Origin of the sequence: Parapusillimonas sp. JC17, assembly GCF_052180245.1 — a bacterium.
Taxonomy (GTDB): Bacteria; Pseudomonadota; Gammaproteobacteria; order Burkholderiales; family Burkholderiaceae_B; genus Parapusillimonas.
In genome coordinates this window covers 2,986,741-3,008,789 of the sequence record NZ_CP197474.1, presented here as the reverse complement: position 1 = coordinate 3,008,789, position 22,049 = coordinate 2,986,741, and the positions used below count along the sequence as shown (strand labels likewise).

Genomic DNA, 22,049 nt, shown 5'->3' with positions numbered 1-22,049 from the left:
TTTGACAACACAAATAGGAATGATTATCGTTACGAAAACCATTCATCGGAGGATGTCATGTCCCAAGTCGTCAGCGCAGTCATCGTTGGAGCCGACCGTCTCGGCAATATCCCGGATCTTCTCAAAGGGCACAACATTGCGATCCGCCATCACATCAGCGGGCGCGATCCCTCGCATCAGAAGAAAACGCTGCAGCTGCCGTCCGGTACTGAACTGCTGATTCTTCTCACCGACTTTCTCGGGCATAACGTCATGAAGACATTTCGGGCAGCGGCTCAGCGCGCCGGAATACGGGTGCTCGCCTGCAGGCGCTCGGTCTGCAGCATGAAGCAGGCATTGAATCAATGCGGTTACTGCGAGACTTGTTCCATGGAGGTGCCGATGGAGCGGAACATGAAGTTCGCGCCCGATGCCGGTAAGGACGCGGGAAGGCAAGGCAAGCGCAGCGGAGTCAGGCCCCGTTAGCGGAGCGGCGGGGTCAGACCCCGAATGGGGTCTGACCCCTTGAAACGGCGATTGATCAGGATTGCGGGGTCAGACCCCGCATGGGGGGCTGACCCCTTCGGGCAGCAGATTGCACAGGACTGGGGTCAGACCCATGCGGGGTCTGACCCCACAAAAAAAAGCGGCTTGCGCCGCTTTCATCATTTGGAGGCCAGCCGGGTTTCGGCCGTGTTGCCCGCCGGCAAGCGCCGGGCGCCGTTATAGCGCTTTTTCCAGTAGGCGATGTCCATGCTTTCGATGCGGACCACCGAGCCCGCACGCGGCGCATGCACGAATTTCTTGTCGCCCAGATAAATGCCCACATGGGAAAAGCGATGCCCGCGCGTATTGAAGAAGACGAGGTCGCCCTTCTTGAGTTCGTTGCGGTCGACGGATTTGCCCAACCGTGCAATATCGGACGATTTGCGTGGCAGCTTCAGGCCCAGCGACTTTTCAGCCGCATAGGCGACCAGCCCGCTGCAATCGAAGCCGGTGGAAGGCGTATCGCCGCCAAAGCGATATTTGATTCCCAGCGCGCCGAGCGCCGTGCTGGCGAACGAGCGGGAAGCTTCGCTGGCATTGGGAGTGCTTGTGCCGTAATTCTGGCGATCCTGAGACTTGAGATAGGCGCCGAGCGGGTCTGACTGCGTGTAAGACAGGTAGGCGTCGCGTATCAGGTGGTGGCTGCTTGCCGAGGTACTGGGGGGATTCGTTGCGCAACCGGCGAGGACCACGGTAGCGGCTGCCAAAAGACACTTGGCGCCGCGGGTGAAGAAGAGAGAGTGAAAGGACGGTAACGAGCGATATAGTCGATGGTGCGGCGGCATGGGCTTTTCGTTTTAGCTTGTGTAAAGCACTTGACGAGGATGTGCGATTTTGTATCTATCAGATGCTAAATCGTTCACATCGGAAGGCAAGCCGCCGTCAAAAACCAAATGCTTTACACAAATTGAACATTGGGTGGCGAAAGTGTACTCAATCGAAACGTGAACGTAAAGGTGTTTTACTTTTCCAGCTACTTTACCTGGTCCGCTTGCCGGGCTAGTCTATGGTTCGGTCCGTATCCGTGATCGCCTTTGCTTTTACTCGCAGTTACAATAAATTCATCCAAGGATTCCCATGAAGACCAAACCAATGCTGAGCGCCTCCGACGTCAAAACCATACTGGCGGGGGCGGAAGAACACGCCCTGAAGAACAAATGGGCGGTCACCATTTCGGTGGTGGACGACGGCGGACATGTGCTGGGCCTGCTGCGGCTGGACGACGCAGCCCCGATTTCCGCCCAGATTTCTCCGGCCAAGGCGCGAACCGCCGCGCTGGGCCGCCGCGAATCGAAAACCTATGAGGACACCATCAATCAAGGGCGCACCGCCTTCCTTTCGGCGCCCCTCGAAGGCATGCTGGAAGGCGGGGTGCCCGTCGTCGTGGATGGCCATGTCGTCGGAGCGGTCGGTGTGTCCGGCGTGAAATCGTCCGAGGACGTCGAGATCGCCCGCGCGGGTATCGCCAAGCTGTCCGCATGATGGCGGGCTCCGGTGCAGGCCCGGAACCGGCGCGGGCCTCCCATGAGACGCCCGCGCCGGAAGGCATCCTGAATGCCGGAGTACGCAAGCGCGAGGTCTGGGCGTGGGCGATGTACGATTTCGCCAACTCGGGCTATACCACGGTCGTCCTCACGACCGTATTCAGCGCATATTTCGTCGGGGTGGTCGCAGGGCAGAAGCCCTGGGCCACACTGGCCCTGACGTCCGCGCTTTCCCTTTCCTACTTGCTCATCATGCTTACCATGCCGGCGCTTGGGGCTCGCGCGGATGCGCGGGCCGGCAAGCGCCGGCTGCTTTTTACCAGCACGCTGGGCTGCGTGCTGGCGACCGCCATGCTGGCATTCACAGGCCCGGGCGACATCGCCTGGGGCCTGGCGTTCATTGCGATATCCAATTATTGCTACTGCGTCGGCGAGGCAATCATTGCAGCCTTCCTTCCGGAGATCGCAAGGCCCCAGTCGCTGGGCCGTGTTTCGGGCTGGGGCTGGAGCTTCGGATATTTCGGCGGAATGCTGGCGCTGGGCCTGTCGCTGGCCTTGGTTGCCTGGGCTACCGAGCAAGGCTGGAACGCCAGCGATTACGTGCCGTATGTCATGGCGTTGACGGCCGCGATCTTCGCGGTGGCGGCCGTTCCGTCGGTCCTGTTTCTGAAAGAGCGTAGTCCCGCAAGCCGCAAGCCTGACGAACCGATGCTGCAGCGGCTGCGGAATGCCTGGCGCGACACCGGCCGCCATTTTCCCGACTTCCGCCTGCTGCTGTTCTGCGGGGCTTGCTACCATGCGGGCATCTCGGTGGTCATCACCCTGTCCGCCGTGTATGCATCGGAGGCCATGGGGTTCACCATGCCACAAACGATGATGCTGGTTTTCACGGTGAACATCGCCGCCGCGGCAGGCGCTTTCCTGTTTGGCTATCTGCAGGACAAAATCGGGCATAAACAGGCGCTGTCGATTACACTTGTAGGGTGGATCGTCATGGTGTTGCTGGCTTACTCGGCCAGGCAGGTATGGGTCTTCTGGTGCGCGGCGACCGTCGCGGGCTTGTGCATGGGCACGAGCCAAAGCGCGGGCCGGGCCATGGTAGGCGCGCTGGCGCCCAGGCAGCGGCTGGCAGAATTCTATTCGTTATGGGCCTTCGCAACGCAGCTGGCTGCCGTCGTGGGCCCATTCTGCTATGGTCTGGTCACTTGGTTGACCGGCGGAAACCATCGCCTCGCCTTGCTGTGCACCGGCCTGTTCTTCGTTGCAGGGCTGGCTGTGCTGGCACGCCTGGACTTCCACAGGGGCGCCCTGGCGCGCGCCGCCAGCGCATAGCACGTCCCAAACCGACGGCTTCGAACGCCATGTGCGCATTGCGCTGGATTGTCAGTGTGCCGTAAGCCGATTGCGCTACGGTAGGCCGGCAATGCCGGAAATAACATATCAAATAGAAGGAGTCATTAGCATGTCCAGTGAAATAGAATCGGTGTTGATCGAGAACCGGGTCTTTCCACCGTTCGCCAATCTGGTGAAGGAAGCCGCCATATCAGGCATGCCGGCCTACCAGGAATTGTGCGCCGAGGCCGAACGCGCGCCCGACGAGTTCTGGGGACGCCTGGCCCGCGAAAACCTGGATTGGCACAAGCCGTTCACGCAGGTGCTCGATGAATCCGAAGCGCCGTTTTATCGTTGGTTTGGGGATGGCGAGCTGAATATTTCGGCCAACTGCCTCGACAAGCATCTCGATACCCCAACCGCCAATAAAACGGCGCTTATTTTCGAGTCGGATGACGGCAAAGTCAGTACGGTCACGTATAAAGAGCTCCATGCCCGCGTTTGCGAGCTGGCCAACGGCCTGAAGGCGCTGGGGCATTCCAAGGGCGAGCGGGCCATTCTGTACATGCCGATGTCCATCGAAGCCGTGGTGGCCATGCAAGCCTGCGCGCGCCTGGGCATCATCCATTCCGTCGTATTCGGCGGCTTTTCGTCCAAGAGCCTGCACGAGCGCACCATCGACGTCGGCGCATCCCTGGTCATCACCGCCGACGAGCAGGTCCGCGGGGGCAAGACCATTCCGCTCAAGAGCGCGGTGGACGAAGCCCTGGAGTCGGGCGGCTGCGAGGCCGTCCGGCATGTCGTCGTGTATCGGCGCACCGGCGGCCAGGTGGCCTGGAAGGAAGGCCGCGACCTGTGGCTGCACGACGTATGCGCGAACCAGCCGTCCACCTGCGAACCCGTCCCCGTGAATGCGGAGCATCCGCTGTTCATCCTCTATACGTCCGGCTCCACGGGCAAGCCCAAAGGCGTGCAGCATTCTTCCGCGGGCTATCTGCTGTGGTCGCTCATGACCGTCAAATGGACGTTCGACGCCAAGGACAGCGATGTATTCTGGTGCACGGCCGACGTCGGCTGGGTTACCGGCCATACCTACATCACTTATGGCCCGCTGGCTGCGGGCCTGACACAGGTGGTTTTCGAGGGGGTTCCCACCTATCCCAATTCCGGCCGCTTCTGGGAAATGATCCAGCGGCACAAGGTGACCGTGTTCTACACTGCGCCCACCGCGATACGGTCGCTCACCAAGGCGGCGGAATCGACGCCCGAATTCCACCCGCGCCAGTACGACCTGAGCAGCCTGCGCATCATCGGGTCCGTCGGTGAACCCATCAATCCGGAGGCCTGGATGTGGTATTACACCAATGTCGGGCGCGAGCGCTGCCCGGTGCTGGATACCTGGTGGCAGACCGAAACCGGCGCCCACATGATTACGCCGCTGCCGGGCGTCACCCCGTTGAAGCCCGGATCCTGCACATTGCCGCTGCCGGGCATCGCCATGGCGGTGGTGGACGAGGCGGGCGAAGACGTCGAGCATGGCAAGGGCGGGTTCCTGGTCGCCAAGCGCCCGTGGCCGGCAATGATACGGACCATCTGGGGCGACCCCGAGCGCTTCAAGAGCAGTTACTTCCCCCCGGAGCTCAAAGGGTATTACCTGGCCGGCGACGGCGCCCAGCGCGACCAGGACGGATACTTCTGGATCATGGGCCGCATCGATGATGTGCTGAACGTGTCCGGACACCGCCTGGGCACCATGGAAGTCGAATCGGCGCTGGTCTCGCACGAGCTGGTCGCCGAGGCGGCCGTGGTGGGGCGGCCGGACGCCACGACCGGCGAGGCGGTCGTGGCGTTCGTCGTGCTGAACCGTTCCTTGCCCGAGGGCGATGAAGCGGTGGCGATCGCCAAGCAATTGCGCGATTGGGTCGCCAAAGAGATCGGCCCGATCGCCAAGCCCAAAGACATCCGCTTCGGTGAAAACCTGCCCAAGACGCGTTCGGGCAAGATCATGCGCCGCTTGTTGCGTGTGGTCGCCAAAGGGGAAAAAGTCACGCAGGACGTCTCCACGCTCGAAAATCCAACCATCCTCGATCAATTGTCGCAGGCGCATTGAAGTCCTGATCTGATACCGGACCGCCCCTGCGGCGTTCCGGCGCTTGCCGCCCCCGCCATGGGGGCGCTTTTTGTTTTTTGCGGAGCATCCCTTGGGATCGAATCAAACGGATCGGGGCGCTTTGGCCCTGATGGCCCTGACCGTCACCTTGTGGGGGCTCAGCTGGATCGCCATGAAGTCGCTCGTCGACTATATCGGGCCTTTCGATCTGGTGATGTCCCGCTATGCGATCGCCTTTCTGGTTCTTTTCGCGGTGCTGCTGCTTACCCGGCAGCCCCTGGCCTGCCCGCGGCCCTATGGCTTGAACGTATGGATCGCGATCTTCCAGACCTCCGGCTTTCAGTGCCTGTGCCAGCTGGCGCTCGTCACCGGCGGGGCGGGCAAGGTGGCGACGCTGGCCTACACCATGCCCTTCTGGGCGGCGCTGTTCGCCTGGCTGATCCTGGGTGACCGGCCCACGCGCTGGCACACGCTGGGATTCCTCCTGGCGGGCGTGGGCCTCGTGGGGATAGTGGCGCCCTGGCAGGGCCTGGGGTCTTTCACCGGATCGCTGCTGGCCCTGGCCGGCGGCGTGAGCTGGGGCCTGGGCATGGTGCTGGCCAAGAAAATGTTCCAGCGGCATCGGCCCAACGTCCTGACCTTGACTTGCTGGCAGATGTTGCTGGGCGCGGCGGTGACTTTCCCGTTGACGCTGCTCTTTCCCCAACGCCCGGTGGTCTGGGCTCCGGAGCTATTCTGGGGCGTGGCCTACATGGCGGTCATCGCCTCGGCCCTGGGCTGGTGGCTGTGGATGTCGGTGGTTCGCAGGGTCAGCGCCATGGTCGCGGGCATGTCCAGCCTGGGAGTGCCGGTCTTGACGGTCGTGCTTGCATGGCTGCTGCTGGGGGAAAGGCCGACGTGGCTGGAACTGGTGGGGATCGGCTTCATCATGTGCGGCCTGCTGGTGGTGAATCTGGCGCCGGCTTTGGGAAGGGGGGTCAGACCCCATGCGGCGTCTGACCCCAAGAGCCGGCGCGGGTAAAAGGGGTCGGACCCCGCATGGGGTCCGACCCCGATTCAACGCCATGGCGGGGGGTCAGACCCATCGGGTCTGACCCCAAGGCCCTACATGCCGTTATATACCGGCCCTTCGCCGCCCTGGGGCGCGACCCAGACGATGTTCTGGGTCGGGTCCTTGATGTCGCAGGTCTTGCAGTGGACGCAGTTCTGGGCGTTGATCTGCAGCTTGTCCTCGCCCGTATCGGTCTTGACGAATTCATAGACGCCCGCCGGACAGTAGCGCGCCTCGGGGCCGCCGTACTTCGCCAGGTTCACGGAAACCGGAATGCTAGGATCCTTGAGCGTCAGGTGGATGGGTTCGTTTTCGTCATGGTTGGTGTTGGAGATGAACACCGAGCTCAGGCGGTCGAAGGTGAGCTTGCCGTCGGGCTTGGGATAATCGATGCGCGCGCATTCCGCAGCAGGTTGCAGACAGGCGTGATCCGGCTTGCTGCGGTGAATCGTCCATGGCATTTTGCCTTTCAGCAGCCATTGCTCCACGCCCGTCATCAGGGTGGCGATGGTCCGGCCTTTCTTGAACCATTGCTTGAAATTGCGGGCTTTGTTCAGCTCCGCATGAAGCCAGGATGCCTCGAACGCGGCCGGATACGCCACCAGCTCGTCATGGCTCCTGCCGGCGACCAGCGCGTCGAATGCGGCTTCGGCGGCAAGCGCGCCCGACTTGATGGCCGAGTGGCTGCCTTTGATGCGCGACGCATTGAGCATGCCCGCTTCGCAGCCCACGAGCACGCCACCCGGAAAACACAGCTTGGGAATGGAAAGCAGGCCGCCCGCCGTCAGCGAACGCGCACCATAGGCGATGCGTTTTCCACCTTCGAAGGTCGGGCGGATGGCCGGATGAGTCTTGTAGCGCTGGAATTCTTCGAAAGGGGAGAGCCAGGGATTGGCGTAATCGAGTCCGACGACCAGGCCGACCACCACGATGTTGTTGGGCAAGTGGTACAGGAAGGAGCCGCCGTAGGTGTCGGAGTCGAGCGGCCAGCCGGCGGTATGCACGACCAGGCCCGGCTGCGACTGCGACGGATCGACTTCCCACATTTCCTTGATGCCGATGCCGTAGCTTTGAGGATCGCGCCCGGCATCGAGCTTGTAGCGCTCGGTCAGTTGGCGGCCCAGCTGGCCTCGCGAGCCTTCGGCAAACACGGTGTAGCGCGCATGCAGCTCCATTCCCGGCTGGTAGTGGTCGGTGTGCGAACCATCGCGCGCCACGCCCATGTCCCCCGTTGCGACGCCTTTGACCGCGCCGTCGTCCGTATACAGGATCTCGGCCGCGGCAAAGCCCGGGAAGAGATCCACGCCCAGCGCTTCGGCCTGTTCGCCCAGCCAGCGGGTCACGTTGCCCAGCTGAACGATGTAGTTGCCATGGTTCTGAAAGCATTCGGGAAGCAGCCAGCCCGGTGTGGCCCGGGCACCTTTCTGAGACAGGAACAGGAATTTGTCTTCCGTCACTTCCGTTTCGAGCGGCGCGCCTTTCTCTTTCCAGTCCGGAATGAGTTCGGTCAGCGCACGTGGATCCATGACGGCGCCGGACAGGATATGGGCACCGACTTCCGCGCCCTTTTCGAGTACGCAAACGCTGATTTCCTGTTCGCGTTCCGAGGCGAGTTGTTTGAGCCGAATGGCTGCGGCGAGCCCGGCCGGGCCCGCGCCGACCACGACTACGTCGTATTCCATTGATTCACGTTCAGACATGAGTGGGTTCTCCAGAATGTAATAGGTATGGCTTGCATTCAGCCGCGCGGGCCGTAATTTTCTGCCGCAATTGTATTGCAGTCCGGGTATGCGTTGAAAAGGCCTGCGGGCGCGGTCGGCAAAGGGCGCGCCAAAGGGGCGGCTCACGGTATACTTGCTCGGTACCAGATTCAGCAGAAGAGCCTATGTCGATTCAAGCCGCCGATCGTTTGCCATTGCCGTCCGTTCGCTGGGCGGAGCCTTGTGTGATACCGGTGCGTTGGGGCGACCTCGATGCCATGGATCACGTCAATAATACGGTTTATTTCCGCTACTTTGAAGAAGCCCGGGTGCAGTTGCTGGCCGCTGCGGGAATCTTCGACGACGCCGGGCGCGGATCCGTTCTCGCGCAGGCGTCCTGTGACTTCCTCAAGCCCGTACTGTATCCCGCCACGGTGGTGGTGCGGCAGGGGCTGGTGCGCATCGGCCGCTCCAGCCTCGAGGTCGAGGTCACGCTCGAGCTCGAGGGCGAGCCGGGCGTGGTCTACGCGCGGGGCCGCTACGTCATGGTCGGGTCCGACAAGGCCACCGGCAAGTCCATGCCATGGACGGAAGCGGAGGCACGGCGGCTGGAGCAGATGTTCTCAATTAGTTGATGCGGCAGTCCCGCCGTTTGTGATGTTTGCGCGGTAGAAGGGTCGCCGGACGATAAACGTAGCGCCTGGCGAATATAAATTCAATGAAAGGACAGGAGTAATGGATAAAGTATATGCGAGCGCGTCAGAGGCGCTCAAAGGCGTGATTGCCGATGGCCAGACCATTGCGGTCGGCGGATTCGGCCTGTGCGGCATCCCGGAGGCCCTGATTGCGGCCTTGCGCGATTCGGGCGTGCAGGATCTCACCTGCATCAGCAATAACGCGGGGGTCGACGGCTTCGGCCTGGGCCAGCTTCTGACCACACGGCAGATCAAGAAGATGATCGCCTCGTATGTGGGCGAAAACAAAGAATTCGAACGCCAATACCTGTCGGGCGAACTGGAGCTGGAATTCACTCCCCAGGGCACGCTTGCCGAGAAGCTGCGGGCCGGCGGCGCCGGCATTCCGGCTTTCTTCACGCGCACCGGCGTGGGTACCGTGGTGGCGGAAGGCAAGGAAACCCGCGAATTCGATGGCGAAACCTATGTCATGGAGCGCTCGCTCGTTCCCGACGTCTCGCTGGTCAAGGCCTACAAGGCCGACCGCAGCGGCAACCTGATCTTCCGCAGGACCGCCCGCAACTTCAATCCCAATGTCGCCATGGCGGGCAAGATCACGGTGGCCGAGGTCGAACACATCGTCGCCACCGGCGATCTGGATCCCGACGACATCCACTTGCCGGGTATCTTCGTGCATCGCATCGTGCTCAATGCCACACCCGAGAAACGTATCGAACAGCGCACCGTCCGCGGTGCCCAAGGAGCTTGATGATGGCCTGGAATCGTGACCAAATGGCGGCGCGCGCCGCGCAAGAGCTGCAGGACGGTTTCTACGTGAACCTGGGCATCGGCCTTCCCACGCTGGTGGCCAACCATGTGCCGGCCGGCGTCGAAGTCTGGCTGCAGTCCGAAAACGGCTTGCTGGGCATCGGCCCGTTCCCCACCGAAGAGCAAATCGACGCCGATCTGATCAACGCCGGCAAGCAAACGGTGACCACGCTGCCGGGGTCTTCCATTTTTTCTTCCGCCGATTCGTTTGCCATGATCCGGGGCGGCAAGATCAATCTTGCCATTCTGGGCGCCATGCAGGTGTCCGAAAAAGGCGATCTCGCCAACTGGATGATTCCCGGCAAGATGATCAAAGGCATGGGCGGCGCCATGGACCTGGTGGCCGGCGTCGGACGCGTGGTCGTGCTCATGGAGCACGTGGCCCGCAAGAAGGACGGCACCGAGGATATGAAGCTGCTGCCCGAATGCACCTTGCCCTTGACGGGCGTGGGCGTCGTGGACCTCATCATCACCGACCTGGGCGTCATGGAAGTCTCGGACAGCGGCCTGAAGCTGCTTGAAGTCGCGCCTGGCGTCACGGTCGAGGAAATCCAGTCCAAGACGGCGGCCCGCCTGGATGTCTCGGCGGTGGCGTGATGTCCGGCCAGCAGGAATTCGCCGGGCGCCTGAAGGCCCTGCGAGCCACCCTCAAGAGCTCCGGCCTGGATGCCTATGTGGCCTTGTCGTCGGATCCGCATCTTTCCGAGTACCTGCCCGATCGCTGGCAGGGGCGCCGGTGGCTGAGCGGCTTCGATGGTTCCGCCGGCACGCTGGTCGTGACCGCCGATTTCGCCGGCCTCTGGACGGACAGCCGGTATTGGGAACAGGCCGATAACGACCTGGCCGGCACGGGCATCGCAACGATGCGCGCCGGCGCGCCCGACGTTCCGGGCCCCGCTCAGTGGCTGGCCAACCAGCTACCGGAGGGCGCGCGGGTGAACATCGACGGCAATGCGCTGTCGGTGCAGGCGCACCGGCAATGGCAGGAGGTGCTATCGAAAAAGAACATCAAGCTGGTTTCCGACCGGGATGCGCTGGACGGCATCTGGACGCCCCGGCCGGCGCTGCCGCACGAGGCCGTGTTCGAACATCTTCCTCCTTATGCCTGCAGGACCCGGCCCGAGAATCTTGCGGGGCTGCGAACGGCGATGCGCGAGCACCGCGCCGATTGGCATCTGCTGTCGTCGCTCGATGACATCGCCTGGCTCTTCAATTTGCGCGGCAGCGATGTGTCCTACAACCCGGTATTCCTTGCTTACGCGCTGATCGGCCGCACAGAGGCGCGGCTCTTTGTGGCTCAGGAAAAAATCGGCACTGAATTGCGCCAGGCTCTGGCGGCCGATGGCATCCGCATCGAGCCTTATGAGGATATCGCCGGCGCTCTGGCTTGCCTGGCGGAAGGCCAGACCTTGCTGGTCGATCCGGCGCGGACCACGATAGGGCTGCTGCAGGCGGCCGCTTTCGCGACCAAGGCCGAGGCGCTCAACCCCACGCAGCTCATGAAGTCGCGCAAGAACGCGGCGGAAATCGAGAACGTACGTGCCGCGATGGAGCAGGACGGCGCCGCGTTATGCGAATTCTTCGCCTGGTTCGAAGCCGAGCAAGGCAGTCGGCGAATCACCGAGCTCACCATCGACGAAAAAATCACCGAGGCGCGGAGCCGCCGAAAGGGATTTGTATCCCCTAGCTTCGGCACCATCGCGGCTTATGCCGCGAACGGCGCGATGCCGCATTACCACGCCACGGAAGCCTCTCACGCCGTCATCGAAGGCGACGGCCTGTTGCTCATCGATTCGGGAGGGCAGTACCTGAACGGAACGACCGACATCACGCGCGTCGTGCCCGTTGGACGGGTCAGTGCCGAACAGAAGCGCGACTACACCGCGGTGTTGAAGGGCATGATCGCGCTTTCGCAAGCGGTCTTCCCCGAAGGCCTCGCCGCGCCGCTGCTGGACACCATCGCCCGAGCGCCCATCTGGCGCACCGGGTCGGAATACGGCCACGGAACGGGGCATGGGGTAGGGTACTTCATGAACGTCCATGAGGGCCCGCAGTCCATCGCCTACCGCGCCACGGTCACGCCGCACTCCGCCATGCTGCCGGGCATGATCACATCGAACGAGCCCGGTCTGTATCGGCCCGGGAAATGGGGCATCCGCATCGAGAACCTGGTGCTGGCGACGCCGGCCTGCGAAACCGAGTTCGGCCGCTTCCTTCGCTTCGAAACCCTGACGCTTTGCCCCATCGATACGCGCTGCATCGATACCGACCTGCTTGCCGCCGACGAGCGGGCCTGGCTGAACAGGTACCACGAATATGTCCGCAGCCGGCTCGAACCGTTGGTCGATGGGCCGGCGCTGCAGTGGCTGGTGCTGCGCACGCAAGCGATTTGAGGGGTCAGACCCCCATGCGGGGTCTGACCCCTACCAACCCTGGGCCCTTCCGGGGTCAGACCCCGCATGGGGTCTGACCCCAAAATATCGGCTTCCAGGCAAAACAAGCGGTCGGCTCCCGGCTATAATCCAAATTTCCCGCTCCTGTCCGGTCATCCCGGGCATGTATATACACAATGACCAAATATGTATTTGTCACGGGAGGCGTCGTGTCCTCCCTGGGTAAGGGCATTGCAGCTGCTTCTCTTGCCGCCATCTTGGAATCCCGGGGGCTGCGCGTCACCCTGCTGAAGCTCGATCCCTACATCAACGTCGACCCCGGCACCATGAGCCCCTTCCAGCATGGCGAGGTCTTCGTCACCGAGGACGGCGCGGAAACAGACCTGGATCTCGGTCACTACGAGCGTTTCATTTCGGCGCGCATGCGCAAGGTCAACAACTTCACCACCGGCCAGATCTACGAATCCGTGCTGCGCAAAGAGCGCCGCGGCGACTACCTGGGCAAGACGGTGCAGGTAATCCCGCACATCACCAATGAAATCCAGGATTTCGTGGCGCGCGGGGCCAAGGCGGGCTGGAATGGCGAAACCGACGTCGCCATCGTGGAAATCGGCGGTACGGTGGGCGACATCGAATCCCTGCCCTTCCTTGAAGCCGCGCGTCAAATGAGCCTGCGCCTGGGGCGCAACAACGCCGCCTTCGTGCATCTGACCCTGGTGCCCTTCATTGCCTCGGCGGGCGAGCTCAAGACGAAGCCGACCCAGCATTCGGTACAGAAGCTGCGCGAAATCGGTATCTATCCCCATGCGCTGTTGTGTCGCGCCGACCGGCCCATTCCGGACGAGGAACGCGCGAAGATTTCGCTGTTCTCCAACGTGCCCCTTGACGCGGTCATTTCCGTCTGGGATGCCGATTCCATCTACAAAATTCCGGCCATGCTGCATCAGCAGGGCCTGGACAACCTGGTGTGCGACGCACTGGCGCTCACGCCGCCGCCCGCGGACCTTACCATGTGGGACCGCCTGGTCGATGCCATCGAGAACCCCGTTCATCATGTGCGCATCGGCATGGTGGGCAAGTATGTCGACCTGACCGAATCCTACAAGTCACTGAGCGAAGCGCTGGTCCACGCGGGCATCCACACGCGTTCGCGCGTCGAAATCGAATATCTGGATTCGGAGCAAATCGAGACCGAAGGCACGGCTTGCCTTGAAGACCTGGATGCCATCCTGGTGCCCGGCGGATTCGGCAAGCGGGGCACGGAAGGCAAGATCAAGGCCATCCGTTATGCGCGCGAACACAATGTGCCTTATCTGGGCATTTGCCTGGGCATGCAGCTGGCGGTCGTCGAGTTCGCCCGCCATGTGGCCGGGCTGGGCGGCGCCAACAGCACCGAGTTCGACCCGTCGGCTCCCCACCCCGTCGTGGCGCTAATCACAGAGTGGCAGGATCGCGAAGGCAAGGTCGAGAAGCGCGACCAGGACTCCGACCTGGGCGGCACGATGCGCAAGGGCGCTCAAAAATGCCCGGTCAAGCCCGATACGCGCGCCAGCAAGATCTACGGCAGCGAGGTCAACGAGCGCCATCGCCACCGCTACGAAGTCAACAATGTCTATGTTCCCCGGCTCGAAGACGCGGGCATGGTGATCAGCGCCCGCACGCCCACTGAGAACCTTCCCGAGATCATGGAGCTGCCAGGCCACCGCTGGTTCATGGGCGTCCAGTTCCACCCGGAGTTCACCTCCACGCCGCGTGACGGCCATCCGCTGTTCACCAGCTACATCCGGGCGGCAATCGAACATCAGGCTGAACGCAAGGCGACATCATGAAACTATGCGGTTTTGAAGCGGGTCTAGCGCATCCTTTTTTCCTGATCGCGGGTCCCTGCGTCATCGAATCGCGCCAGATGGCTTTCGATACCGCAGGAATACTCAAAGAGATGACGGCCGAGCTCGGCATACCGTTCATCTACAAAAGCTCCTTCGACAAGGCGAACCGCAGCTCGGGCGCGTCCTATCGCGGGCCGGGACAGGACGAGGGCCTGCGGATCCTCGCCGACGTGCGTGCCCAGGTGGGCGTCCCCGTTTTGACCGACGTCCATACGGTGGAGCAGGTGGCGATGGTTGCCGAGGTGGTGGATGTCCTGCAGACACCTGCTTTCCTGTGCCGCCAGACCGATTTCATCCAGGCCTGCGCCGCGACCCTCAAGCCCGTGAACATCAAGAAAGGCCAGTTTCTTGCGCCGCACGACATGACTCAGGTCGTGGCCAAGGCGCGCTCCGCCGCGCTGGCGGCGGGGGGCGACGGCCATAACATCCTGGTGTGCGAGCGCGGGGCTTCATTCGGCTACAACAACCTGGTTTCCGACATGCGGTCGCTGGCCATCATGCGCGAAACCAGCTGTCCGGTCGTCTTCGACGCCACGCACTCGGTGCAACTGCCGGGCGGGCAGGGCACCAGTTCGGGCGGCCAGCGCGAATTCGTGCCCGTTTTGGCGCGTGCCGCGGTCGCCGTCGGGATCGCAGGGCTGTTCATGGAAACACATCCGGATCCCGACCAGGCTCTGTCCGATGGGCCGAACGCCGTTCCGCTGGACCGCATGCGCCGCCTGCTCGAATCGCTGGCCAGCATCGATCGCTACGTCAAGGACAGCGGCGTATTGGCTATGGACTAGGGTCTGTTGACGCTCGGTCTCGAGACGCATTCCGTCCTGTATATTGCGATCTGTTATTGCAACGATCACGAGATTCAGTATGGCGGCTTACGTAATTGCTAACGTTTTTGTCACGAACCCCGAAAAGTACGAGGAATACCGGCGTTTTTCCACCTTGGCCATGCGCGCGCACGATGTCAAGGTGCTGGTGCGCGGCGGCAAGACTGAAACGCTCGAAGGCCGGGACCCCGGCCGTACCGTTGTGCTGCAGTTTCCCACCATGGCCGCGGCGCGTGCGTTCTATCACTCCGCCCAGTATCGGCGCGCCCGCAATGTGCGTGAACGCGCGGCAGTGATGAATATGTATGTGGTTGAAGGCGTGTAGGGGTCTGACCCCAAGTCAGCTTTCGGGGTCTGACCCCAGGCCGGCTCAGGGTCAGACCCCATGCGGGGTCTGACCCTTCATCCATCAGCGTGACCCCAGGCCGGCCAGGGTCGGACCCCGCATGGGGTCCGACCCTAAGTCCGCTTTTACCGCGAAACCTGGCCGGCCTCCTGCTGTGCATCCACCACCGCCAGCGTCGTCATGTTGACGATGCGGCGGACCGTGGAACTGGTGGTGAGGATATGCACCGGACGGGCCGCGCCCAGCAGGACGGGGCCCATGGTGACGCCATTGCTGCCTGTCATCTTCAGCATGTTGTAGGTAATGTTGCCCGTATCCAGATTGGGCATGATGAGCAGGTTCGCGGGTCCCTTCAGCGAGGAATCCGGATAGGCCTTGTTGCGGATCTTCTCGGATAGCGCGGAGTCGGCGTGCATTTCGCCGTCCACTTCCAGCTGGGGCGCGCGCTCGGCGAGAATGCGGCGGGCTTCGGCCATTTTGCGCGACGACTTCGTGCTGCGGCTTCCGAAGTTGGAGTGCGACAGCAAGGCCACCTTGGGCACGACGCCGAAGCGCTGCATTTCCTCGGCTGCCTGGATGGTCATGTCGGCGATTTGCTCGGCATCCGGGTCTTCATTGACGTGGGTGTCGCAAATGAACAGTGTTTGCGTGGGCAGCATCAGCACGTTCATGGCAGCAAAGGTCTTTGCGCCTTCCTTCAGGCCGATGACTTCCTCGACGTATTTCAACTGGTTGTCGAAACGGCTGCTTACCCCGCACAGCATGGCGTCTGCGTCGCCGCGCTGCAAAAGCATGACGCCGATCAGGGAGTTGTGCTTGCGCACCATGGCCTTGGCGATGTCGGGCGTGACACCGTCGCGGCCCTTGAGCTTGTAGTAGGCCGACCAGGTTTCGTTAAAGCGGGAATCGTCCTCGGGATCGACGATCTCGATGTTGCGACCTGCCTCTAGCCGCAGGCCGAATTTCTGGATGCGCATGTTGATCACCGCCGGACGACCCACCAGGATGGGGAAGGCGATGTTCTCGTCGACGACGGTCTGGGCGGCGCGCAGCACGCGTTCGTCTTCGCCGTCTGCATAGATGACGCGCTTGGGCGCGGCCTTGGCCTGCATGAACAGGGGGCGCATCAATTGGCCGGTGTGGTAGACCAGGCTCATCAGCTTCTGGCGATAGGCCTCGATGTCTTCGATGGGGCGGCGGGCCACGCCCGATGCGGCGGCGGCTTCGGCGACGGCCGGCGCGATCTTGACGATGAGGCGCGGGTCGAAGGGCTTGGGAATGATGTAGTCGGGTCCGAAGGCCAGGTCCTGGTCGGCGTAGGCGGTGGCGACCTCGTCGTTCTGTTCGGCTTCGGCAAGTTCGGCGATGGCCTTGACGCAGGCGAGCTTCATTTCTTCGTTGATGACGGTGGCACCGACGTCGAGTGCGCCACGGAAGATGAAGGGGAAGCACAGGACATTGTTGACCTGATTGGGATAGTCGGACCGGCCGGTCGCGATGATGCAGTCGGGGCGCGCCGCCTTGGCGATTTCGGGGCGGATCTCGGGCTCGGGGTTGGCGAGCGCCAGAACGAGCGGGCTGGGCGCCATGGTCTTGAGCATATCGGCCGTCAGTACGCCCGGCGCGGAGCAGCCCAGGAAGACGTCGGCGTCGACGCAGACGTCGGCCAGGGTGCGGGCCTGGGTGTCTTGAGCATAACGGGCCTTGTTGGGCTCCATGTTCTGGTCGCGTCCGACGCTGATCACACCGCGCGAGTCCACCACGAAGATATTCTGCTTGCTGACGCCCAGATGCACGAGCAGGTCGAGGCAGGCAATGGCGGCGGCGCCGGCGCCCGAGCACACCAGCTTCACGTCGCCGATCTGCTTGCCGACCACCTTCAGGCCGTTGATGATGGCCGCAGACGAGATGATGGCGGTACCGTGCTGGTCGTCGTGGAAGACGGGAATCTTCATGCGCTCGCGCAGCTTCTTTTCAATATAGAAGCATTCCGGCGCCTTGATGTCTTCGAGGTTCACGCCGCCAAGCGTGGGTTCGAGCGCCGCAATGATGTCCACCAGCTTGTCGGGGTCGGTTTCGGCCAGTTCGATGTCGAAGACGTCGATGCCGGCGAACTTCTTGAACAGGCAGCCCTTGCCTTCCATTACGGGCTTGGCGGCCAGGGGGCCGATATTGCCCAGGCCCAGTACCGCGGTGCCGTTGGTGATCACGCCCACGAGGTTGGAGCGGGAGGTATACATGGATGCTGCCTGTTCGCCATCGGCATGGATGGACATGCAGGCGAAGGCGACGCCCGGCGAGTAGGCGAGCGAGAGGTCGTCCTGGTTGGCCAGCGGCTTTGTCGGCATGACCGAGATCTTGCCGGGGGACGGATTTGCGTGATAGTCCAAAGCGAGTTTGGCGAGGTCGGCATTGGCGTCCATGAGTACAGCTCCTGATGAAAACAAAAAGACAGAAAAGTTAACCGGATTGCCAGGCTGGGTAAAGAAAATGTAGACAGATGGCGCCAGGTGTTTGTTAATGCCAACGCTTTGGCCGATTTGGCCGCCATTTCCGCCCGCCAAGTTTGTGCCCTGTTGCTTCAAGGGTATACTACTGCGAATACGGCTTATCAAGGCGTCGTACGTTGCCTTCTGCCCCGCTATCCGCTAATCGGTCTGGCCGTGTCGCGGAAGGTGTTCCTGCATCATAACGAGTGAGACACTCGGATAGGTGAAGCGCATATATGTCATCGGAAATAGAACTTTTATCCACTTCTTACCTTTTTGGTAGCAACGCCCCCTATGTCGAGGAACTCTACGAGTCCTACCTTGACAATCCCGGCTCCGTCCCGGACAAGTGGCGCCAGTATTTCGACCAGCTGCAAAACCAGCCTGCGGCCGATGGCAAGGAAACCACGCGCGATCAAGCCCATGCGCCGGTCATCGAGTCCTTCGCTCAGCGCGCCAAGGCCAACGCCTTCGTCGTGCGCGCCCAGGAACCCGATCTTTCGGTCGCCAGCAAGCAGGTCTACGTCCAGTCCATCATAGCGGCCTACCGCTCGCTGGGCTCGCGCCTGGCCGACCTGGACCCCCTGAAGCGCCAGGATCGCCCGGCCATCCCCGAGCTGGATCCCAGCTCCTACGGCCTGACCGAAGCCGACCTGGATCAGGTCTACGCGGCGACCAACACGTATTTCACCAAAGCCGACACCATGACCTTGCGCGACATGCTCAAGGCCTTGCGCGACACGTATTGCCGCAATGTCGGTGCGGAATTCATGCATATTTCCGACCCCACCGCCAAGCGCTGGATCCAGGAAAGGCTTGAGTCCTCCATGGGCGTGCTGACCCTCAGCTCCGAGCAAAGACGCCACATCCTGCAGCAAGTGACCGAGGCCGAAGGCCTCGAACGCTATCTGCACACCAAATATGTCGGCCAGAAGCGTTTCTCCCTCGAAGGGGGCGAAAGCTTCATTGCCGCCATGGACGAAGTCGTGAACCACGCCGGCGAGAACGGCGTGCAGGAAATCATCGTCGGCATGGCGCACCGCGGCCGTCTCAACATGCTCGTGAACATCATGGGCAAGATGCCGGGCGACCTGTTTGCCGAATTCGAAGGCAAGCACGCCGAAGGCCTGACCGACGGCGACGTCAAATATCACAACGGCTTTTCCAGCGACCTGTCTACGCGCGGAGGCCCCGTGCATTTGTCTCTGGCGTTCAATCCGTCCCACCTTGAAATCGTCAATCCCGTGGTGGAAGGCAGCGTGCGCGCACGCCAGGACCGCCGCGGCGATACCGACGGCACGCAGGTCCTGCCTGTGCTGGTGCATGGCGACGCGGCGTTCGCGGGGCAGGGCGTGGTCATGGAGACCCTGAATCTGGCCCAAACGCGCGGCTACGGTACGGGCGGCACACTGCATATCGTCATCAACAACCAAATCGGCTTCACGACCTCCGATCCACGCGATACGCGCTCCACGCTGTATTGCACCGACGTCGTCAAGATGATCGAAGCACCGGTGTTTCACGTCAATGGCGACGACCCTGAAGCCGTGGTATACGTGACTCAATTGGCGCTCGATTATCGCCAGAAGTTCCGCCACGACGTCGTCATCGACATCGTCTGCTTCCGCAAGCTGGGCCACAACGAGCAGGACACCCCTTCGCTCACGCAGCCCCTGATGTACAAAAGCATCGGCAAGCATCCGGGCACGCGCAAGGTCTATGCCGACAAGCTGGTGGCGCAGGGCGTGTTGTCGCCCGAGGAACCCGATCAGCTTGTCAAGGACTACCGTCAGCTCATGGAAGACGGGCAACGCACCATCGAGCCCGTGCTGACCGACTACAAGAACAAGTACGCCACAGACTGGTCGCCGTTCCTGGGCGCCAAGTGGACGGACTCGGCCGACACAGGCGTGCCGCTCTCCGAGCTCACCCGCATCGGCGAAAAGCTCACGACCATCCCAGAAAACTTCACGCCGCATTCGCTGGTCAACAAGCTGCTCAATGACCGCCGCGCCATGGCGCGGGGCGAAATGAACGTCGACTGGGGCATGGGCGAGCACCTCGCGTTTGCGACCCTGGTGGCCAGTGGTTACGCCATCCGCATCACCGGGCAGGACTCCGGCCGCGGCACCTTCACTCACCGCCATGCGGTATTGCACGACCAGAAGCGCGAGCGTTGGAACGACGGCACCTACATCCCGCTGCAGAACGTCTCCGACAACCAGGCACCCTTCACCGTCATCGACTCGGTGCTTTCCGAAGAGGCGGTTCTGGGCTTCGAGTACGGTTACGCCACGGCCGAACCCAATACGCTGACCATCTGGGAAGCGCAGTTCGGCGACTTCGTCAACGGCGCTCAAGTCGTCATCGACCAGTTCATTACGTCCGGCGAAGCCAAGTGGGGCCGTCAATGCGGCCTGACCCTGATGCTGCCGCACGGCTACGAAGGCCAGGGCCCTGAGCACTCGTCGGCGCGCATCGAGCGCTTCCTGCAGCTTTGCGCCGACAACAACATCCAGGTGGTGCAACCCACCACCGGTGCGCAGATCTTCCACGTATTGCGCCGCCAGATGATACGTCCGTTCCGCAAGCCGCTGGTGATCTTCACGCCGAAGTCGCTGCTGCGCAACAAGGACGCCGCCTCGCCGCTTTCCGACCTGGCCGTCAGCCAGTTCCTTCCCGTCATCGGCGAGCAAAACACCGACATCGATCCGGCGGGCGTCAAGCGCGTCCTGGTTTGCTCGGGCAAGGTGTATTACGATCTGGTCAATGCGCGCAACGACGCGGGCCGGAACGACGTCGCCATCCTGCGCATCGAGCAACTGTATCCTTTCGCGCACAAGGCCTTCCAAGCCGAACTGCAAAAGTATACGAACGCCAAGGAAGTCATGTGGGTACAGGACGAGCCACAGAATCAGGGCCCCTGGTTCTACATCCAGCACCATCTGTACGAGAACATGACCGAAGGTCAAAAACTGGGATACGCCGGGCGCTCCGCGTCGGCTTCGCCGGCGGTGGGCTATCTGGCCAAGCACCAAGAGCAGCAGCGCGCGCTGCTCGAACAGGCTTACGCGCCCAAGTTCAAGACCTTCCTGGCCAAGTAACGAACACCTTACATAAACGGAATACACAACATGGCAATTACTGACGTTCTCGTACCCCAGCTTTCCGAATCCATTTCGGAAGCGACACTGCTCAACTGGAAGAAGCAGCCTGGCGAAGCGGTCGAAGCCGATGAAATTCTTATTGAAGTCGAAACCGACAAGGTCGTGCTCGAAGTGCCCGCACCGGCTGGCGGCGTCCTGAAAGAAATCGTGAAAGGCGATGGTAGCACCGTGACGTCCGGCGAAGTCCTTGCCCGCATCGACACCGAAGGCAAGGCAGCCGCTCCGGCCGCCGCGCCCGCCGAAAGCGCCGCGCCGGCACCGGCCTCGGCACCCGCCGCCGGCGGCGCACCCGCTGCGTCCGCCATCACCTCGCCCGCCGCCGGCAAGATTCTCGCCGACAAGGGCGTGGATCCGTCCAGTGTCGAAGGCACGGGCCGCGGTGGCCGCATCACCAAGGGCGACGCGCTGCAGTCCGGCTCGGCGCCCGCCAAAAAGGCGGCGGCGCCCGTCGCACCGCCCACGCTGTCACTGGACGGCCGTCCCGAGCAGCGCGTGCCCATGAGCCGGCTGCGCGCCCGCGTTGCAGAGCGCCTGCTGCAATCCCAATCCGAGAACGCCATCCTCACGACGTTCAACGAAGTCAACATGCAGGGCATCCTCGACCTGCGCAAGAAGTACAAAGACGAATTCGAGAAAGGGCACGGCGTCAAGCTGGGCTTCACCTCGTTCTTCGTGAAGGCCGCCGTTGCAGCGCTCAAGAAGTACCCCGTGCTGAACGCATCGGTCGATGGCAAGGACATCATCTATCACGGCTATTTCGACATCGGCATCGCCGTCGGCAGCCCACGCGGTCTGGTGGTGCCCATCCTGCGCAATGCCGATCAACTGTCCATTGCTGAAATCGAAAAGCAGATCGCCGATTTCGGTGCCCGCGCCCGCGACGGCAAGCTCAGCCTCGAAGAACTCACCGGCGGCACGTTCTCCATCTCCAACGGCGGCGTGTTCGGTTCGATGCTGTCCACACCCATCATCAATCCCCCGCAGTCCGCGATCCTGGGCATTCACGCCACCAAGGACCGGCCGGTGGCCGAGAACGGCCAGGTGGTGATTCGTCCCATGAATTACCTCGCCTTGTCATATGACCATCGCATCATCGACGGCCGCGAAGCGGTACTGGGCCTGGTGGCCATGAAGGAAGCGCTCGAGGATCCTCAGCGCCTCCTGCTGGATGTCTAAAACAATGCAGGCAAAGGTGTAAGAAAAACCCCGGAAGCGATCCAGTGCGCCTGGATACGCC

At 62.3% G+C, this 22,049-nt stretch carries 17 protein-coding genes; 14 read left to right on the top strand and 3 right to left on the bottom strand.

What is annotated here, in order from left to right; all coding sequences use genetic code 11:
- Positions 1-57 precede the first annotated feature (57 nt).
- Entirely contained in the window at positions 58-465 is a 408-nt protein-coding gene (locus ACSBPU_RS14425) for a DUF2325 domain-containing protein (RefSeq protein ID WP_442592744.1), read from the top strand.
- Between the two features lie 179 nt (positions 466-644).
- Here ACSBPU_RS14425 and ACSBPU_RS14420 read toward each other — a convergent pair whose 3' ends face one another.
- Positions 645-1,232 carry a C40 family peptidase gene (locus ACSBPU_RS14420; protein ID WP_442592743.1) on the bottom strand — a complete coding sequence of 196 codons (588 nt, stop codon included), beginning with the start codon at positions 1,230-1,232 and terminating at the stop codon, positions 645-647.
- A gap of 370 nt (positions 1,233-1,602) precedes the next feature.
- Here ACSBPU_RS14420 and ACSBPU_RS14415 point away from each other — a divergent pair, with 370 nt between their 5' ends.
- From ACSBPU_RS14415 to ACSBPU_RS14400, 4 genes are all read left to right on the top strand, one after another.
- Complete coding sequence (locus ACSBPU_RS14415; protein WP_442592742.1) at positions 1,603-2,007, top strand: heme-binding protein; 405 nt, start codon at positions 1,603-1,605, stop codon at positions 2,005-2,007.
- Positions 2,007-3,341, top strand: a complete 1,335-nt coding sequence (locus ACSBPU_RS14410; RefSeq protein ID WP_442598365.1) for an MFS transporter — start codon at positions 2,007-2,009, stop codon at positions 3,339-3,341. Before ACSBPU_RS14415 ends, ACSBPU_RS14410 begins: the two co-directional genes overlap by 1 nt.
- Before the next feature lie 130 nt (positions 3,342-3,471).
- Positions 3,472-5,451 carry an acetate--CoA ligase gene (gene acs, locus ACSBPU_RS14405; RefSeq protein ID WP_442592741.1) on the top strand — a complete coding sequence of 660 codons (1,980 nt, stop codon included), beginning with the start codon at positions 3,472-3,474 and terminating at the stop codon, positions 5,449-5,451.
- Between the two features lie 130 nt (positions 5,452-5,581).
- Positions 5,582-6,472, top strand: coding sequence for a DMT family transporter (locus ACSBPU_RS14400; RefSeq protein WP_442598363.1), 891 nt, complete (start codon positions 5,582-5,584; stop codon positions 6,470-6,472).
- Positions 6,473-6,555: 83 nt separating this feature from the next.
- On the opposite strand, the gene ACSBPU_RS14395 is transcribed toward ACSBPU_RS14400, so the two are convergent.
- Positions 6,556-8,202 (bottom strand): electron transfer flavoprotein-ubiquinone oxidoreductase, encoded by a 1,647-nt coding sequence (locus ACSBPU_RS14395; RefSeq protein ID WP_442592740.1) that lies wholly within the window; start codon positions 8,200-8,202, stop codon positions 6,556-6,558.
- Positions 8,203-8,387: 185 nt separating this feature from the next.
- Between ACSBPU_RS14395 and ACSBPU_RS14390 the strand changes: the two genes are divergently transcribed.
- The 7 genes from ACSBPU_RS14390 (at position 8,388) to ACSBPU_RS14360 (ending at position 15,135) form a co-directional block, all read left to right on the top strand.
- Complete coding sequence (locus ACSBPU_RS14390; RefSeq protein WP_442592739.1) at positions 8,388-8,837, top strand: acyl-CoA thioesterase; 450 nt, start codon at positions 8,388-8,390, stop codon at positions 8,835-8,837.
- Positions 8,838-8,937: 100 nt separating this feature from the next.
- On the top strand, positions 8,938-9,645 hold the full coding sequence (locus ACSBPU_RS14385; RefSeq protein ID WP_442592738.1) for a CoA transferase subunit A: 708 nt from the start codon (positions 8,938-8,940) through the stop codon (positions 9,643-9,645).
- A gap of 2 nt (positions 9,646-9,647) precedes the next feature.
- Positions 9,648-10,301, top strand: coding sequence for a 3-oxoacid CoA-transferase subunit B (locus tag ACSBPU_RS14380; RefSeq protein ID WP_180068413.1), 654 nt, complete (start codon positions 9,648-9,650; stop codon positions 10,299-10,301).
- Complete coding sequence (locus ACSBPU_RS14375) at positions 10,301-12,097, top strand: aminopeptidase P family protein (protein ID WP_442592737.1); 1,797 nt, start codon at positions 10,301-10,303, stop codon at positions 12,095-12,097. Before ACSBPU_RS14380 ends, ACSBPU_RS14375 begins: the two co-directional genes overlap by 1 nt.
- Positions 12,098-12,273: 176 nt before the next feature.
- A complete protein-coding gene (locus ACSBPU_RS14370; RefSeq protein WP_180068227.1) occupies positions 12,274-13,926 on the top strand; it encodes a CTP synthase in 1,653 nt (550 codons plus the stop codon).
- Positions 13,920-14,771 (top strand): 3-deoxy-8-phosphooctulonate synthase, encoded by an 852-nt coding sequence (gene kdsA / locus ACSBPU_RS14365; RefSeq protein ID WP_442598360.1) that lies wholly within the window; start codon positions 13,920-13,922, stop codon positions 14,769-14,771. Before ACSBPU_RS14370 ends, kdsA begins: the two co-directional genes overlap by 7 nt.
- Before the next feature lie 79 nt (positions 14,772-14,850).
- The gene (locus ACSBPU_RS14360) at positions 14,851-15,135 is read left to right on the top strand and encodes a DUF1330 domain-containing protein (protein ID WP_442592736.1); all 285 of its coding nucleotides are present in this window, start codon (positions 14,851-14,853) and stop codon (positions 15,133-15,135) included.
- Between the two features lie 146 nt (positions 15,136-15,281).
- Here the strand turns inward: ACSBPU_RS14360 and ACSBPU_RS14355 are convergent, their stop codons facing one another.
- Positions 15,282-17,579 (bottom strand): NADP-dependent malic enzyme, encoded by a 2,298-nt coding sequence (locus ACSBPU_RS14355; RefSeq protein WP_442592735.1) that lies wholly within the window; start codon positions 17,577-17,579, stop codon positions 15,282-15,284.
- A 302-nt stretch (positions 17,580-17,881) separates the two neighbouring features.
- Between ACSBPU_RS14355 and ACSBPU_RS14350 the strand changes: the two genes are divergently transcribed.
- Positions 17,882-20,749, top strand: coding sequence for a 2-oxoglutarate dehydrogenase E1 component (locus tag ACSBPU_RS14350; RefSeq protein WP_442592734.1), 2,868 nt, complete (start codon positions 17,882-17,884; stop codon positions 20,747-20,749).
- 30 nt (positions 20,750-20,779) lie between these two features.
- Positions 20,780-21,988, top strand: a complete 1,209-nt coding sequence (gene odhB / locus ACSBPU_RS14345; RefSeq protein WP_442592733.1) for a 2-oxoglutarate dehydrogenase complex dihydrolipoyllysine-residue succinyltransferase — start codon at positions 20,780-20,782, stop codon at positions 21,986-21,988.
- Positions 21,989-22,049: the final 61 nt, after the last annotated feature.

Excerpts from the sequence above, each read along its gene's own strand:
- ACSBPU_RS14425 (WP_442592744.1), top strand. The coding sequence starts at position 58 with ATGTCCCAAGTCGTCAGCGCAGTCATCGTTGGAGCCGACCGTCTCGGC.
- ACSBPU_RS14360 (WP_442592736.1), top strand. The coding sequence starts at position 14,851 with ATGGCGGCTTACGTAATTGCTAACGTTTTTGTCACGAACCCCGAAAAG.
- ACSBPU_RS14380 (WP_180068413.1), top strand. The coding sequence starts at position 9,648 with ATGGCCTGGAATCGTGACCAAATGGCGGCGCGCGCCGCGCAAGAGCTG.
- ACSBPU_RS14385 (WP_442592738.1), top strand. The coding sequence starts at position 8,938 with ATGGATAAAGTATATGCGAGCGCGTCAGAGGCGCTCAAAGGCGTGATT.
- ACSBPU_RS14415 (WP_442592742.1), top strand. The coding sequence starts at position 1,603 with ATGAAGACCAAACCAATGCTGAGCGCCTCCGACGTCAAAACCATACTG.
- odhB (WP_442592733.1), top strand. The coding sequence starts at position 20,780 with ATGGCAATTACTGACGTTCTCGTACCCCAGCTTTCCGAATCCATTTCG.
- ACSBPU_RS14395 (WP_442592740.1), bottom strand. The coding sequence starts at position 8,202 with ATGTCTGAACGTGAATCAATGGAATACGACGTAGTCGTGGTCGGCGCG.
- ACSBPU_RS14350 (WP_442592734.1), top strand. The coding sequence starts at position 17,882 with ATGTCATCGGAAATAGAACTTTTATCCACTTCTTACCTTTTTGGTAGC.
- ACSBPU_RS14400 (WP_442598363.1), top strand. The coding sequence starts at position 5,582 with ATGGCCCTGACCGTCACCTTGTGGGGGCTCAGCTGGATCGCCATGAAG.
- ACSBPU_RS14370 (WP_180068227.1), top strand. The coding sequence starts at position 12,274 with ATGACCAAATATGTATTTGTCACGGGAGGCGTCGTGTCCTCCCTGGGT.
- ACSBPU_RS14410 (WP_442598365.1), top strand. The coding sequence starts at position 2,007 with ATGGCGGGCTCCGGTGCAGGCCCGGAACCGGCGCGGGCCTCCCATGAG.
- acs (WP_442592741.1), top strand. The coding sequence starts at position 3,472 with ATGTCCAGTGAAATAGAATCGGTGTTGATCGAGAACCGGGTCTTTCCA.
- ACSBPU_RS14390 (WP_442592739.1), top strand. The coding sequence starts at position 8,388 with ATGTCGATTCAAGCCGCCGATCGTTTGCCATTGCCGTCCGTTCGCTGG.
- ACSBPU_RS14355 (WP_442592735.1), bottom strand. The coding sequence starts at position 17,579 with ATGGACGCCAATGCCGACCTCGCCAAACTCGCTTTGGACTATCACGCA.
- ACSBPU_RS14375 (WP_442592737.1), top strand. The coding sequence starts at position 10,301 with ATGTCCGGCCAGCAGGAATTCGCCGGGCGCCTGAAGGCCCTGCGAGCC.